Annotated in this window: 15 protein-coding genes; 3 read left to right on the top strand and 12 right to left on the bottom strand. The window is 32.7% G+C overall.

Annotated features, from left to right (window positions below):
- Positions 1-4: 4 nt before the first annotated feature.
- The 5 genes from rsmB to gmk all read right to left on the bottom strand — a co-directional run bounded on the left by rsmB (position 5) and on the right by gmk (position 4,833).
- Positions 5-1,252, bottom strand: a complete 1,248-nt coding sequence (gene rsmB / locus B5G32_RS00555; RefSeq protein WP_087935483.1) for a 16S rRNA (cytosine(967)-C(5))-methyltransferase RsmB — start codon at positions 1,250-1,252, stop codon at positions 5-7.
- A gap of 2 nt (positions 1,253-1,254) precedes the next feature.
- Positions 1,255-3,441 carry a replication restart helicase PriA gene (gene priA, locus B5G32_RS00550; RefSeq protein ID WP_087935482.1) on the bottom strand — a complete coding sequence of 729 codons (2,187 nt, stop codon included), beginning with the start codon at positions 3,439-3,441 and terminating at the stop codon, positions 1,255-1,257.
- Between the two features lie 99 nt (positions 3,442-3,540).
- Positions 3,541-3,972 (bottom strand): cytidine deaminase family protein, encoded by a 432-nt coding sequence (locus B5G32_RS00545; protein WP_087935481.1) that lies wholly within the window; start codon positions 3,970-3,972, stop codon positions 3,541-3,543.
- Positions 3,973-3,975: 3 nt separating this feature from the next.
- On the bottom strand, positions 3,976-4,179 hold the full coding sequence (locus B5G32_RS00540) for a hypothetical protein (protein ID WP_087935480.1): 204 nt from the start codon (positions 4,177-4,179) through the stop codon (positions 3,976-3,978).
- Positions 4,180-4,272: 93 nt separating this feature from the next.
- Entirely contained in the window at positions 4,273-4,833 is a 561-nt protein-coding gene (gene gmk, locus B5G32_RS00535) for a guanylate kinase (protein WP_087245196.1), read from the bottom strand.
- Between the two features lie 93 nt (positions 4,834-4,926).
- On the opposite strand from gmk, the gene B5G32_RS00530 reads away from it, so the two are divergent.
- Positions 4,927-6,567, top strand: coding sequence for an Rqc2 family fibronectin-binding protein (locus B5G32_RS00530; RefSeq protein WP_087935479.1), 1,641 nt, complete (start codon positions 4,927-4,929; stop codon positions 6,565-6,567).
- Here B5G32_RS00530 and B5G32_RS00525 read toward each other — a convergent pair.
- Complete coding sequence (locus B5G32_RS00525; protein WP_087245192.1) at positions 6,539-6,829, bottom strand: hypothetical protein; 291 nt, start codon at positions 6,827-6,829, stop codon at positions 6,539-6,541. The two genes, B5G32_RS00530 and B5G32_RS00525, sit on opposite strands and share 29 nt — an antisense overlap.
- Positions 6,830-6,901: 72 nt before the next feature.
- Here B5G32_RS00525 and pgeF point away from each other — a divergent pair, with 72 nt between their 5' ends.
- On the top strand, positions 6,902-7,657 hold the full coding sequence (gene pgeF / locus B5G32_RS00520) for a peptidoglycan editing factor PgeF (RefSeq protein WP_087245189.1): 756 nt from the start codon (positions 6,902-6,904) through the stop codon (positions 7,655-7,657).
- On the opposite strand, the gene B5G32_RS00515 is transcribed toward pgeF, so the two are convergent.
- The gene (locus tag B5G32_RS00515; RefSeq protein WP_087935478.1) at positions 7,647-9,137 is read right to left on the bottom strand and encodes an NAD(P)H-hydrate dehydratase; all 1,491 of its coding nucleotides are present in this window, start codon (positions 9,135-9,137) and stop codon (positions 7,647-7,649) included. The two genes, pgeF and B5G32_RS00515, sit on opposite strands and share 11 nt — an antisense overlap.
- A 75-nt stretch (positions 9,138-9,212) precedes the next feature.
- The gene (locus B5G32_RS00510; RefSeq protein WP_087935477.1) at positions 9,213-10,637 is read right to left on the bottom strand and encodes a C40 family peptidase; all 1,425 of its coding nucleotides are present in this window, start codon (positions 10,635-10,637) and stop codon (positions 9,213-9,215) included.
- Between the two features lie 246 nt (positions 10,638-10,883).
- Here B5G32_RS00510 and B5G32_RS00505 point away from each other — a divergent pair, with 246 nt between their 5' ends.
- The gene (locus B5G32_RS00505; RefSeq protein WP_239386163.1) at positions 10,884-11,390 is read left to right on the top strand and encodes a putative ABC transporter permease; all 507 of its coding nucleotides are present in this window, start codon (positions 10,884-10,886) and stop codon (positions 11,388-11,390) included.
- A gap of 24 nt (positions 11,391-11,414) precedes the next feature.
- Here the strand turns inward: B5G32_RS00505 and B5G32_RS00500 are convergent, their stop codons facing one another.
- Genes B5G32_RS00500 through B5G32_RS00485 form a run of 4 tightly spaced genes read right to left on the bottom strand, consistent with a single transcriptional unit; the run spans position 11,415 to position 14,717 of the window.
- A complete protein-coding gene (locus tag B5G32_RS00500; RefSeq protein WP_087296651.1) occupies positions 11,415-12,113 on the bottom strand; it encodes an ABC transporter ATP-binding protein in 699 nt (232 codons plus the stop codon).
- A gap of 10 nt (positions 12,114-12,123) precedes the next feature.
- Positions 12,124-12,888, bottom strand: coding sequence for an ABC transporter ATP-binding protein (locus B5G32_RS00495; protein ID WP_087935476.1), 765 nt, complete (start codon positions 12,886-12,888; stop codon positions 12,124-12,126).
- Positions 12,888-13,832: a branched-chain amino acid ABC transporter permease gene (locus B5G32_RS00490; RefSeq protein ID WP_087296653.1), complete on the bottom strand. Its 945-nt coding sequence runs from the start codon at positions 13,830-13,832 to the stop codon at positions 12,888-12,890. The genes B5G32_RS00495 and B5G32_RS00490 overlap by 1 nt, the downstream gene beginning before the upstream one ends.
- A gap of 9 nt (positions 13,833-13,841) precedes the next feature.
- A complete protein-coding gene (locus B5G32_RS00485; RefSeq protein WP_087245177.1) occupies positions 13,842-14,717 on the bottom strand; it encodes a branched-chain amino acid ABC transporter permease in 876 nt (291 codons plus the stop codon).
- Positions 14,718-14,736 lie beyond the last annotated feature (19 nt).

Below are 14,736 nucleotides of genomic sequence, written 5' to 3'. Positions count from 1 at the left end.
ATTTTCATTCCTTTTCTAATAGACACATATAAAAACCATCACTATGATACTGATATGGTAAAATTGTTAATTCTTTTCTTTTCTTCATATCAGGATACTTTGTCATGAATTTTTCTATTTGTTTTTCATTTTCTTTTTTATTGAGTGTACATGTACTATATACAATATTACCACCTTTTTTCAATAAAAAATATGCATTTTCTAATAATTTTTCTTGTATAGCTATCATTTCATCCATTGCCGAACTCTCATGATACTTAATTTCAGGTTTTCTGGCAAGAACTCCCAATCCACTACACGGTGCATCACATAGAATTTTATCAAAAGACTCAGCTGGATACACATCTTTAAGCAAAGTAGAGTCACCTACATGTGTATGCACATTTTTAACTTTAAGGCGTTGTATTTGCTGTTGAACCAAATCTATTTTATGCGCATATAAATCATAAGCTTCAATTGATCCCTGATTATTCATAAGCATCGCTAAATGCGTTGTCTTGCTGCCAGGTGCACAACACATATCTAAAACATAATCACTTGCTTGAGGATTCAATAACCTGGCTACAAGTTGACTAGATTCATCCTGGATTGTCACATACCCCTTTATGAAAGCTTCATCAGAAGCAATATGATGTCCTGAATAATAAAGACCATCAGGTGACAGTTTTGCTTCTTGCCACTTTGAATCTTTCAACAAAGCCTCTTTTGAAGTAAGCAATGTATTCACTCTCGCACAATGATGAGGCACTTCTAAAAAAGCATGACAAATACATTTTGTTTCTTCATAGCCATATTGTTTATCAAACATTTTTACCAGCCATAATGGATGACTTGTTTCAATGGATATTCTTTCTAATGGTGGCAAATCATCCAACTGATAAGATGATTGAAAAGTCTTTTGTAAAATAGCATGGATAAAACGTGCAGTTTTCATTCCTTTTTTCTTTTTGGCTAATTCTACAGCTTCATTAATAATAGCATAATCTGGAATAGAATCCATCATTTCATGCTGATAAAGACTCATCAGTAAAAGCATCTTTTCATATATTTTAACACGCATATGAAGATGTGGCTTTAATATATATTCCAATAACAACATATTTTGAACTGTTCCATAAACAACTCTTGTAATAAAATCTTTTTGTTGTCGTGTTAAATCATAACGATTAAAATAGGCATTAATAGTTAGATTTAAATAACTTTTATCTTGTTTAAATTTTAATAATATTTCTAATGCTATCTGTCTTTCCATAATTATATTTGTGAGTATGGATTAAAATCACAAACGATCCTTACCTTTCCTTTCTGTTGTTTATTATAATAATCATTCATAACGCATAAAGCCTCATAAATATCTTGTGAATGTAAAAATTTAACAAGTATACGTTCTCGATAAATATCCTGCATTTTATAGATTGCACTTCTAGCCGGACCTAAAATAACGGTTTGTTGACTATGTGCCAATAAATAATTTTTAACATCTATCGCAACACTATGTATAAGTTCCTCATGAGGCGATTGAATCAAAATGCTGACCATATGGCAATATGGCGGATATTTGGCTTTTTGACGATATTGCATTTCCTGGTGAAAGAAAGCAATATAATCATGTTTGGCAGCACAAGTAATGGCATAATGTTCTGGATTATATGTTTGAATAATAACATGTCCTTGTTTTTGTCCTCTTCCACTTCGCCCAGATACCTGACACAAAAGCTGAAAAGTTCTCTCACTGGCACGAAAATCTGGAATATTCAAACTCAAATCAGCATTTAAAACACCAACAAATGTGACATCTTCAAAATCCAATCCTTTCGCAATCATTTGTGTGCCTAATAAAATATTTCCTTCCTTATTTCTAAATCTTTCAAGTAATTTCAAATGCCCATTTTTTTGACGGGTTGTATCCACATCATACCGAATCACTTTAGCTCCACAAAAAATCTTCTCTATTTCCTCTTCAATTTTCTGCGTTCCATAACCTACACTCTTTAAATGCGTTGAACCACAGTGAGGACAAACATGGGGATAATCTATCATATATTCACAATAATGACATTTTAATTTATGCTCACTGCGATGATCAGTTAAAGTGACATCACAGTGCGGGCATTTTAATACTTCTCCACAATCCTGACATTGTACATAAGAAGCATAACCTCTTTTATTTAATAACAAAATAACCTGTTCACCTTTATCAATTGTCTGTTGAATACTTTGTTTCATTTTTCTGGAAAATAATGAATAATTACGCTGACGTGTTTCTTGAATCATATCCACTATTTCTACTTGTGGTAATGGTTTTTGATTAATACGCTCAGGTAATTCATATAAATCATAAACCCCTTTTAAAGCTCTGGCATAGCTTTCCAAAGATGGAGTTGCACTTCCCAAAACAACACTGGCATGATGCGTTTTCGCACGCATTTTAGCAATTTGTGAGGTTAAATAACGCGGCTTTGCTTCTTGTTTATAGCTGGCATCATGCTCTTCATCTAGAATAATTATGCCTATATTTTCTAATGGCGCAAAGACTGCAGATCTGGCACCCACAACTATTTTAACTTCCTGACGTTTGATGCGACGATACTCATCATATTTTTCACCTTGTGATAAACGGGAATGCAAAATCGCAACCTGATTGCCAAAACGTTGTCTAAAAACTTCTACCATCATAGGCGTTAATGAAATTTCTGGAACCAGCATCATAACAGACTTATTTTGTTGAATATAATGAGCAGCTAAAGCTAAATAAACTTCTGTTTTCCCAGATCCTGTAACACCGTGTAATAAAGCAACTCTCCCTTGATGAGCCAAAATCCCATCCACAACTTTTTGTTGTTGTGTTGTTAATTGAATATGTTTTGATTGATGTTCAATTAAAAATGGCTGACGATAAACTTCTTTTTCAACAATTTCAATACATCCCTGTTTTTTTAAATTATCAAGCAAAGCTCGACTGTATGGAATATCCTTAACAGGAATATCTGGATGTTCTTGTAAAAAAGCCATACATTCCTGTTGTTTGATTGTTTTGGCATAAGTTCCTTCAACAAGGTGAACAACCTGTTGTGTTTTGATACCTACTGTTTGGTGAGTACTCGGTTTTAATTGCGTTGGCAACATCGCCTGCAAACATGATATACGTGGGGATAATGTCATACGTGATAACTGATTAGCCAATGTCTGTAACTCTTCATTTAGTAACGGTTCTTCATCAATAACATCTAAAATATATTGATAGCGAAAACCAGCACGTTGTTCTAATTCTGACTTTGAAAAATGTGTTTCTTCAACATTTTCAACATAACCAATAATTTTTTGATAACCGAAACGAATCCATACACGTACACCTACAAGCAATGATTTTTCACTCAAATAATCAAATGTTGTATCCAGTGCATGTACAGGATGTTCAACTAACACTTTGACAATATACATATCCTCACCTGCCTATTGCACTATTCTATCATAAATTTACTTTTTTTAAAATAATTCCAAGTTCTTTTTCATTTATAAAGGACAGTCTTCATGACTGTCCTATTGATTTCCATTTTGATATCTCTCTTCTCCCCACCATAAAGGCAAAAGTTCCTTTAAAGTCACAGTTTCTCTCGTATCAAAATCGACCATAATTTCCATATCCTGATTTTTTTCATTCAATTGCATAAAAAACTCACGACAAGCTCCACAAGGCATCCCACTCCCTCCTCCATATGGAGGACGATCACGAAAAGCAATCATTCTTTTCACAATAGTCTGTTGACTTTGCATATACATATTCAATGCTGCAACTCTTTCAGCACATAAATCTAACACTCCACTACAGCTTTCTATACAAAATCCAGTATATATTTCACCATTTTCACTTTCCAAAGCACAAACGACATGATGTGCATAAATAAATGGTGAAACTTCATGAGGTTGATATTGTTCCTTAGCTTTCAAATACATCTTTTCCCAGATATCCATAATTTATAGTTCCTCCATCTCTTTTAAATCATCATCACAGACATACGCTTCCACATAACCACATTTTTTACAAATATATTGTTCAACCTTTAGCTTACGATCATCAACAACAATATCCTGATAAGCATTACGTCTGAAAACCCCTTTAGCTGGAACATAAAGAATATCCTGACTTTGACACTTAGGACAACACTGATTCTTTTTCATAAGATACCTCCTATACATTCTTAAATATATCATGTCATAAAAATGAAAACCCTGTCAATTCTTTTCTCAAATAAAAAAACACCATAAGGTGCTTTATAAATTTTCTTTAATAATTTTAGCAATTTTTTCTTTTGCAGCAACAACATCATCATTTTCAACAACATACTTATATTCGTCTTTTGTTGCAATTTCTTTTCTTGCTTTTGCAAGTCTTTCTTGAACGATACTTTCTTCTTCAGTACGACGTCCACGAATACGACGTTCCAATTCTTCAAGTGATGGGGGTACTAAGAAAATGGTTAAAGCATGAGGACATTTTGCCATCACCTGCAAAGCACCCTGAACTTCAATTTCCAATACAACGTTTTTCCCTTCACTTAATAATTGATCAACATAAAATTGAGGTGTCCCATAATAGTTTCCAACAAACTGAGCATATTCAAGCAATTCACCTTTTTCAATTTTCTCTTTGAATTCTTCTTCACTCACAAAGAAATAATCAATTCCCTCTTTTTCAGTTGGACGAGGTTTTCTTGTTGTCATAGATATAGAATAAGCTAAATTTAAACTCTCATCTTTAAAAAGTTCCTGACGAACTGTTCCTTTCCCAACACCACTTGGACCACTTAGAATGATTAAAAGCCCCTTTTTCAATCTCTCCACCACCTTTTGAAACAATGTTACATGAATGAAACATTAATGTCAATTCTTTTTGAAATATGTTATACTATTTATCGGTGATGAAATATGGCTTATGACGGAATTATGCTATCTCGTGTTGTAGAACAACTACAAAATCAATTAACACGAGGAAAAATTAATAAAATCTATCAAATTTCTCAATATGAACTTTTATTTCATATTCGTTCACAAAGAGAAAATTTCAAATTATTGATTTCAATACATCCTGTATATGCAAGAATTCAATTAACCCAATTATCTTATCCAACTCCAGCCAGCCCTAATGCTTTAACAATGCTTTTGAGAAAGCATCTGGAAGGAGCTTATATTGAAAAGATTTCTCAGATTCAACTCGATCGTATTGTAGATATTGAACTGATTGGTGTAAATGAACTCAAAGATACTGTCAAATATCATCTCTATCTAGAAATCATGGGTAAACATTCTAATGCAATCTTGACATATGACAACAATAAAATCATTGATTGTTTAAAACGTGTTTCTCCCGCTATGAGTGCTCGTATTTTACAGCCAGGAGCAACTTATAATCAACCCCCTTTAATTGAAAAGAAAAATCCTTTTACAAGTGAATGGATGGAAACAGATAATCTGACAAAAACTTATCAAGGGTTTTCTCCTGAACTCTCAAAAGAAGTTCTTTATCGTATCCATCATGGAGAAACTTTTCAAGACATTATTCAATTATTACGACACTCACAAAATATCTATATCCACAAATATCAAGATAAGGAATATTTTCATATTATTCCTTTAACGCATCTACAGTGTAACGGAGAAATATATCCTCTATTTGATGGTTTAGATAAACACTATGATTTAATTGATGAAAAAGATCGTATCAAGCAACAGACATCTGATTTAGCAAAATTTATTCAAAATGAATATCAAAGAAACATCAATAAACTTAATAAATTAAAACAAACTCTTTTTGAATCACAAAACAGTGATGATTTACGCATTAAAGGTGATCTTTTATTTGCTAATCTCCATTTGATTTCTAAAGGACAAAAAGAAGTTACTGTTGAAAATTATTATGATGGTAGTATGATGACTATCGCTTTAGATGAAAGATATGATGGTAAAACAAATGCAAATAAGTATTATGCAAAATACCAAAAAGCCAAAAAAGCTTTAACGCATCTTCAAGAACAGATAAATATTGTCGAAAATGAAATTCTTTATTTTGATAGTCTTATCACACTGATGGAAAATGCTTCTTATTATGATGCATTAGAAATGAAAGAAGAATTAGAAAATTTAGGTTATTTGAAAAAGAAAAAAACCAAACAGGTGCATCGACCAAAAAAATTGCATATTGAACAATATCTTACTAAAGACAATATACAAATCTATGTAGGTAAGAATAACCTGCAAAACGATTATCTTACCTTTAAGATGGCTTCTAAAAATGATATGTGGTTTCATGTCAAGGACATGCCTGGAAGCCATGTCATTGTGCATAGTCAGAATCTAGATGAATATACCATTCGTTTAGCAAGTCAAATAGCTGCTTATTTTTCCAAAGGTAAACACAGTTCTTCAGTTCCTGTCAATTATACCTTGGTTAAAACGCTAAAAAAGCCACAGGGTGCTAAACCGGGACAAGTGATACTTTCACATTACTCAACGATTTACATTGATCCTGATGAAACTATTTTTAACGACATGAGAAAGGTGAATTCATAGAGTTCATATTTGGAGCATTGACAAATGTTTGCTCATAAACAGGATAAAATACTGGATAATACATGCAATGGTTGACACGACGACATTCAATTGGACAAATCACAGGCTGAGCAACAGGTGTAATTTGATTTGTCACACAAACTCTTCTAGGAGCTACTAAAGGTTGTGGACGTGGACAACCATTGACACTTCCAAAATTCATTTGTTGTCCTTGACATGAACATGAATTCATATTTTGACAACCACAAGATTGTTGAAACATAATTAATCCCTCCTTCACTTTAATGTATGTTATATTTTTAAAAGAGGTAGGGCAAATGAAAGGAGTTTTATAATGAAATTCATCAAATGGGATTGTTTTCATGAAATTGAAGCTTATACAACATGCAGTTATTGTAACGGAGAGCTCATGAATATGAGTTTCAATGGTATTGATGATCAACAGGTTTTAAAGAATCGAGAAAAATTAGCTCAAACTTTGCATACTGATTTAAATCATATGGTTGCAACACATCAACGACATACCACAAACTTTCTAAAAGTTCAACTTCAAGATGGAGGTAGAGGTATGTGGAGTCAAGAGGATGCATTTGACAATTATGATGCTTTGTATACACGTGATCGCCATTTATGGCTTTGGTCTTTTCATGCTGATTGCTGTCCTGTTTTATTATATTGCAGAGATCAGAAAATTGTTGCCGCTATTCATAGTGGATGGAAAGGAACCGTAAATGAAATAGTTGGAAAAGTCACAAAACATTTAATAACTCATGAAAATTGTAATCCTCAAATGATTTATGCCTATATTGGACCATCCATTGAACAAAGAAATTTTGAAGCAAAAGATGATATTATTGATTTGGTTAAACAAATGTCTTTTGATACACATGATTTTTATATTCAAAAAGAGGATGGAGCTTATTTATTGAATAGTAAAGGTTTAATTCAACAACAATTGCTTAATCTTCAAGTGCCTCAAAAAAATATAACCATTTCTCCATACTGTACAATTGAAAATGAGGACCTCTTTTTCTCCTATCGAAGAAATAAAAGTCCTCATCGCAACATTACATTAATTTCTATGAAGTAACCTCCGGGTTACTTTTTATCATATTATTCATAGCTTTTGGAATAAATTCAATTAACTTTGAAGGAATCACAGTATAGTCTTCTTTAGCCAAAAGATCACCAGTATATCCATGTATGAAAACACCCAACATTGCAGCCTGTAAGGCAGGATAACCTTGTCCTACAAAACTTGTAATTATTCCAGCTAAAACATCGCCCATTCCTCCAGTTGCCATAGCTTTATTTCCTGCACGAATACGATATGATTCCTGTCCATTTGTCACTATGGTATAAGGTCCTTTTAATACCAAAACAACATGGTGCTCTTTTGCAAAATCTTGAGCAACCAATAACATATCATCCTGACTGTCGAATGGACATAAACGCTGAAATTCACCTAAATGTGGAGTCAAAATAATATCTCGATTTTGCTGTTTTAATAAATCAGTATGTGCTGATAAAATCGTTAAAGCATCCCCATCTATAACGAGAGGTTGTTTTGTTTTTTCTAAAACATCAATAACATAACGATAACTATCTAAGCTTTGACCTAGTCCACATCCAATTAATATAGCATCATATCGAAGGAAATCTTCTTTCTGTAAAATAGGAGGCCTTAAAACTGCAGTTGCTTCAGGGCAGAACTGAGTTAATGCATGTATAACTTCCTGATCACTCATAACTGTCGTAATTCCACTACCACTATAAACACAACCTTTTGCACTTAACAGAGCTGCTCCTTTATATTCCATGCATCCTGTAATAAGGCAAGTATGTCCATATGTGCCTTTATATCCATCAAAAATTCTTTCTTTTAAAAGTGGAAACATCATTTTATCATCTGCCATCTGATACAATCCAGCTTCTTCACTCACATCATCAACATCTAGTTTTTCAACAATAACTTTTCCCGTAAAAAAATAACTATCAGGATTAAGAAATCCATTTTTCATAGCACTCAAAGTAATTGTTGAAGTTGCATAAATGACGCTTTGATATGGTTTTCCTGAATCACATTGAAGACCTGTAGGAATATCTACAGCAATGACTTCCTGATCATAAAGTTGATTAATACTTTCAATAACACTTTGATAAATACCTCGTGGTGAGCTATTCAACCCAAAACCAAATATTGCATCAACAATTGTATCACAAGCCGTCATATAACCAATCAACTCTTCTAAATTATCCTGTTGAAATAAATAAACAGGAAGAGACAAATCATAACATTTCTGCAAATAATAAGCATTGGCTTTTGAAAGATGATTCGTGTTTTCAAATATAAAAACTTGTACATTCTTTTTCTGTTGATAAAGTTTAATAGCCAGAGAAAGCCCATCTGCCCCATTATTACCTGGCCCACAAACAATATTAAATGATTCACCATGGATATGTTTCAACAAACAATCACTTGCTTTATCAACCAATTGTTCAATTGTATAACCGTGTTTCAATAAACATTCATCATATCTTTTCATTAAAGTATGGCTTCCAATATACATATTCATCACCTGACCTTAGCCCTATTATAACAAAATAAAAACTGTAATGAAATCATTCATTACAGTTTTTCATCATTAATATCTTACACCACAAGTAAATCCACTTAAACTTGTATAACTAACAACAGATCCTGTTGTCGGTGAATGAATAACTCTTCCTCCACCAACGTAGATTCCTACATGGCCTGGTCGCCATACAATGTCACCTGGTTTCACTCGAGATAAAGAAATTGTTCTTCCTCCACTTTTTTGTGCTCCAGATGTACGTGGGATACTCTTGCCGTTCTTACGATATACCCATTGAGTAAATCCTGAACAGTCAAATGAACTTGGTCCAGTTGCACCCCATCGATATGGACAACCCAATCGTGATTGAGCAGTAGCTACCATTCCTTGATTAGGAGCAATGTCATCTGGATTTACAACAGTAACTTTCAAAGTTTTAGAACTTGAATTACCAGCTTTATCCGTAACACTATATTCAACAGTATATTTTCCTGCTTTATTTGTATTAACTGGATTGCTGATTTCGACTTTAGAAGTCACATTTCCATCTTTGTTGTCAGTTGCACTTTCTAGATAACTTTTTGCATTAAAGCTCTTACCTTTAGTAATTTGTACCGAAGACTTAGATAAACTAATCTTAGGTGCACTTAAGTCACCAACTTTAACTTTTAATGTTTCTTCAGATGCATTACCAGAAGAATCTTTAGCAGTAATTTTTAAAGTTGTTTCTCCATCTTTCTTAGTATCAACAGTTCCATCTACTTCAATAGATTTCACTTTCTTATCAAAGTTATCAGTCACTTTGATATAATCTAAATAATCAAATTGAGAACCATAGTCTACTGTAACTGTAGATCCCTTCTTGTAACTAATCGTAGGTGCAGTCGTATCTGATACATAGAATTCATATGTTTGTTGAGTTTGATTTCCAGCGTTATCTGAAACACTCAATTCAATCATTTGAGATCCTAATTTTGAAGTATCGAGTTTCTTGTCTGTTTCAATAAATGGTGTAACATCTCCATCAACATTATCAGATGCATTGACATATTGAGCGATATCTTGACTACCATTTGCTTCAACATCAATAACATAACCTTGACTATCTCCTACCGGATTCAATTCAGGAGCAGTTTTATCAACAACTTCTACTTGAACAACCTTTGTACTTAAATTTGAGAACATATCGGTTGCAGTTACTTCGACGTTATATATACCTAATTGATATGCATCATATGATGTATCATCAATTTTTACATCCATAGCGTCTAGGGAATCACGATTATCAGAAATAGCAAACATCGTCTTATCTAGCTTTGTCCCATAAAGAACTTCAATCTTATTAGCTTCGATTGTAGGTTTTTCTTTATCGACAGCAGCATAACCAACCAAACCAAATGTTGAAATACATAACATCGGAATGAACATAGCTTTACGTTTTAAAACATGCTCTTGCATCATTTCCAATAAATTCGTCTTAATATTACTATCCATTCGTTGCCTCCTTTCAATAATATACCCATTTAGAATTATAAAACAACGTTCACAAAAAGTCCACAATTTTCTTAAGAAATTCTTAAGAAATTAAAATTTTGTTGATTATATCAATATTTTTTGAATTAACTTTTTTTGACATTTTTTTATTTTTTATCATTTTTCTATACAAAGTATTCACTTTTTAATCAATTTTAGACATATTATTATGTTCATTTCATAGAATGAGTTGAAAAGGAGAATGCTATGATTATTGTCTATTTTTCAATTTATTGTTTTTTAGGATATTGGCTTGAATCTATTTATGTTTCGTTATTTCGTAAAAAATGGATCTCATCGGGTTTATTGAATGGTCCATTTATTCCCTTATATGGTTTTGGTGCTTGTATCCTTATATTATGCCAACCCTATCTTCATTATTTTCATCCATTTTTCGTATGTCTTATCGGTGGAATTTGTATGACTTTATTAGAATTATTAAGTAGTTATTATATTGAACGATTTTTTCACACTCAATGTTGGGATTATTCTCATCATGCTCTCAATTATCAAGGGAGAATATGTTTGGTATATTTTATTTTATGGTGTTTATTAAGTGGTTTATTCATTTATATAATTCATCCATTTATTTGCTCACTATCATTACGTCATGATGCCTGTTATCTGATAAGCCTGATTTACATTTCGTTTATTTTAAAAGCATATGGTGATCGTTTGTTAGCAACAAAACAAAATGGTCTCAATATTCATTAAAAAAAGAAGATTTTTCAATCTTCTTTAACCAAGATAAGCTTCTCTTACCTTTGGATTATTTGCAACTTCATTGGCTTTCCCTGATACAATAACATTTCCAGTTTCAAGAACATAAGCACGATCAGCAATTGAAAGTGCTTTATTTGCGTTTTGTTCAACTAATAACACCGTTACTCCATCTTTATTAATACTTTTAATAATGTCAAAAATTTCATTAACCAAAATAGGTGATAACCCCATTGATGGTTCATCTAACAATAATAGCGTTGGTTTTGACATTAATGCGCGCCCCATTGCTAACATCTGCTGTTCTCCACCTGACAGTGTTCCAGCCAATTGATTTCTACGTTCCTTTAAACGTGGAAATCTTTGATAAACCTTTTCTAAATCTTGTCCTATTTTATTATCCGTACGTAAATATGCACCCATTTCCAAATTATCTTGAACCGTTAATTGAGCGAAAATACGTCTACCCTCAGGAACTTGAGCTAAATTTTTGGCAATAATTTTATGTGCAGGAAGTTTTGTAATCTCATCCCCCATAAAAGATATCGTACCACTTTTAGGTTTTACCAATCCACTAATAGCATGCATGATAGATGTCTTTCCAGCCCCATTAGCTCCAATCAAAGCCACAATCTCACCTTGATTCACTTCAAAACTTACATTTTTAATCGCATGAATCACACCATAATAAACATTTAAATGATCAACTTTTAACATGGTCATCCCCCTATTCTTCATGTCCTAAATATGCTGCAACCACATCAGGATTATTTTTAATTTCATCTGGAGTCCCAAATGCTAAGACTGTACCAAAATTTAAAACTGCAATTTTTTCACAAATCCCCATAACAAGTTTCATATCATGTTCAATCAATAAAATCGCAATAGAAAATTTTTCTCTTACAATCTTTATCGTTTCCATTAATTCTTCTGTTTCAATAGGATTCATACCAGCTGCAGGTTCATCTAACAAAAGAAGTTTAGGTGATGTTGCAAGTGCTCTTGCTATTTCTAGTTTACGTTGTTTTCCATATGGTAAATTTCCAGCTTTGACATCAGCATATTTTTCTAGATCAAAAACACGAAGTAAGCTCATAGCCATTTCCTGCATAGCCTCTTCACCTTTAAAATAACTTGGAAGATGAAGAATAGATGATAATAATGAATAATTTTGAGAATGATGCAATCCAACCTTAACATTATCAATAACACTCATTTTTTTGAACAAACGAATATTTTGAAATGTTCTTGCAATCCCTAATTGTGTAATTTGCGTAGGTGTCATCTTTAAAAGTGACTTCCCATCAAAAAGTATTTGTCCACTCGTTGGTTTATAAACACCTGTCAACAAATTAAATACAGTTGTTTTTCCAGCTCCATTTGGTCCAATCAAGCCATATAAATGGTCTTTATCCATTTCAAAATTAAACTCATCAACAGCTTTTAAACCTCCAAATTGGATTCCTAATCCCTCTGCTTTTAACAAACTCATCAGTCATCCACCTCCACTGTCTTATTCTTAAAAAATTTAGCTTTAATACGAGGCACTAAATTTTTTTCTTTGATAATCATTGCAGCAATTAAAACAATTGCATAAAGTAACATACGATAATCCGCAAATGCTCTTAAATACTCTGGCAATATCGTCATGATAATAGCTGCTATAATAGAACCTTTTAAATTTCCTAATCCACCTAATACAACCATAACCAGAATTTCTACTGATTTATTATAATCAAATGTAGAAGGAACCAGCATTCCCATATATTGAGCATATAATCCACCTGCAATCCCAGCAAAGAAAGCAGAAATGGCAAAAGCTAGGATCTTATAATACGATGTAGGAATACCAGATAATTCACTGGCTGTTTCATCTTCACAAATAGAAATAATAGCACGCCCATGACGTGATTTAACAATACAGTAAATGACATAGATTGTAATCACAGCACTTAAAAAATAGACAGAAAAATCAATATTCATTGCTTGAAATCCCATCAATCCTTTGGCACCATTTGTAATACTTAAATTAAGCATAATAACACGTATGATTTCATTAAATGCTAAAGTAATGATACAAAGATAATCACCTTTTAATCTTAATGTTGGTATACCAATAACAACGCCAATCAGGCAGGCAGCAATAGCACCAATCAATAAGCTTAATAAAAATGGGAAATGAAGATATAAACTACATAAAGCAGATGTATAAGCTCCTACGGACATAAATCCAGCATGTCCTAAAGTTAACTGTCCTAAATAACCACTCGCTAAATTCAAGCTTGTTGCTAAAATAACATTGATACAAGCCATAATGAGAATTCCTGACCAATAATAGTCAACAATTCCAGCACTCATTAAAAACATAATGATTCCATAAATAATCAGCGCCATGATAAAGGATATAATCAAATCTTTTATTTGTTTCTTTTTCATCCCTATCACCTACACTTTCTCTCTCATATTCTGACCAAACAATCCTGCTGGTTTAACTAATAAAATAAAGATTAAAATACCAAAAACAACTGCATCTGAAAAAGCAGATGAAATATATGAAATTGTAAATGCTTCAGCAACACCAATAATCAATCCACCTACCATTGCTCCTGGAATGCTTCCAATTCCACCAAGAACAGCTGCTATAAAAGCTTTGATACCTAACATGGCACCTAAATAGGGATTAATCAAAGAATAACTCATACCATAAATAATACCAGCAATAGCTCCTAAACCAGAACCAATGGCGAATGTTAGAGAAATGGTTGTATTCACATTGATTCCCATTAATTCTGCAGCTCCTCGATCTTCACTGACAGCACGCATTGCTTTTCCCAATTTTGTTTTGTTTATAAACAAAAGCAATAATCCAGTACAAATAAAAGTTAAGATAAGCGAAAGCAAAGCGACATACGTGATATGAGCGCCAAAAAAAGATACTGTACCACTAGGCATATATTGAGGAAAAGTTCTGGCAGCAGAGCCAAATAAAATCAAAAATAAGTTCTGTAACAGATAACTGACACCAATAGCAGTAATTAAAACAGCTAAACTCCCACTATTTCTAAGGGGCTTATAAGCCACTTTTTCTGTCACAACACCTAATAAAGCACATCCAGCAATGGCTACTAAAACACTAACAATAATGGGTGCTTGCACCATAGTTGTCATCACATAAGCCAGATATGCGCCAACCATAATAATTTCACCATGAGCAAAATTGATCATTTTAGCAATCCCATATACCATTGTATAACCAATGGCAACAAGTGCATACATTCCACCTGTACTTAATCCATTGATGATTTGCGTTAAAAATTCCATTTGTAAACCTCCTGACTTA

This window comes from Massilimicrobiota sp. An80 (genome assembly GCF_002159255.1).
GTDB classification, from domain to species: Bacteria; Bacillota_I; Bacilli_A; order Erysipelotrichales; family Coprobacillaceae; genus Allocoprobacillus; species Allocoprobacillus merdigallinarum.
The sequence above is the reverse complement of the archived record's forward strand: the minus strand, read 5'-3'. Positions and strand labels throughout refer to the sequence as shown.

What these genes read in the sequence shown, in the direction of transcription:
- rsmB (WP_087935483.1), bottom strand. Translation starts at nt 1,252, where the DNA reads ATGGAAAGACAGATAGCATTAGAAATATTATTAAAATTTAAACAAGAT.
- priA (WP_087935482.1), bottom strand. Translation starts at nt 3,441, where the DNA reads ATGTATATTGTCAAAGTGTTAGTTGAACATCCTGTACATGCACTGGAT.
- B5G32_RS00545 (WP_087935481.1), bottom strand. Translation starts at nt 3,972, where the DNA reads ATGGATATCTGGGAAAAGATGTATTTGAAAGCTAAGGAACAATATCAA.
- B5G32_RS00540 (WP_087935480.1), bottom strand. Translation starts at nt 4,179, where the DNA reads ATGAAAAAGAATCAGTGTTGTCCTAAGTGTCAAAGTCAGGATATTCTT.
- B5G32_RS00530 (WP_087935479.1), top strand. Translation starts at nt 4,927, where the DNA reads ATGGCTTATGACGGAATTATGCTATCTCGTGTTGTAGAACAACTACAA.
- B5G32_RS00525 (WP_087245192.1), bottom strand. Translation starts at nt 6,829, where the DNA reads ATGTTTCAACAATCTTGTGGTTGTCAAAATATGAATTCATGTTCATGT.
- pgeF (WP_087245189.1), top strand. Translation starts at nt 6,902, where the DNA reads ATGAAATTCATCAAATGGGATTGTTTTCATGAAATTGAAGCTTATACA.
- B5G32_RS00515 (WP_087935478.1), bottom strand. Translation starts at nt 9,137, where the DNA reads ATGTATATTGGAAGCCATACTTTAATGAAAAGATATGATGAATGTTTA.
- B5G32_RS00510 (WP_087935477.1), bottom strand. Translation starts at nt 10,637, where the DNA reads ATGGATAGTAATATTAAGACGAATTTATTGGAAATGATGCAAGAGCAT.
- B5G32_RS00505 (WP_239386163.1), top strand. Translation starts at nt 10,884, where the DNA reads ATGATTATTGTCTATTTTTCAATTTATTGTTTTTTAGGATATTGGCTT.
- B5G32_RS00500 (WP_087296651.1), bottom strand. Translation starts at nt 12,113, where the DNA reads ATGTTAAAAGTTGATCATTTAAATGTTTATTATGGTGTGATTCATGCG.
- B5G32_RS00495 (WP_087935476.1), bottom strand. Translation starts at nt 12,888, where the DNA reads ATGAGTTTGTTAAAAGCAGAGGGATTAGGAATCCAATTTGGAGGTTTA.
- B5G32_RS00490 (WP_087296653.1), bottom strand. Translation starts at nt 13,832, where the DNA reads ATGAAAAAGAAACAAATAAAAGATTTGATTATATCCTTTATCATGGCG.
- B5G32_RS00485 (WP_087245177.1), bottom strand. Translation starts at nt 14,717, where the DNA reads ATGGAATTTTTAACGCAAATCATCAATGGATTAAGTACAGGTGGAATG.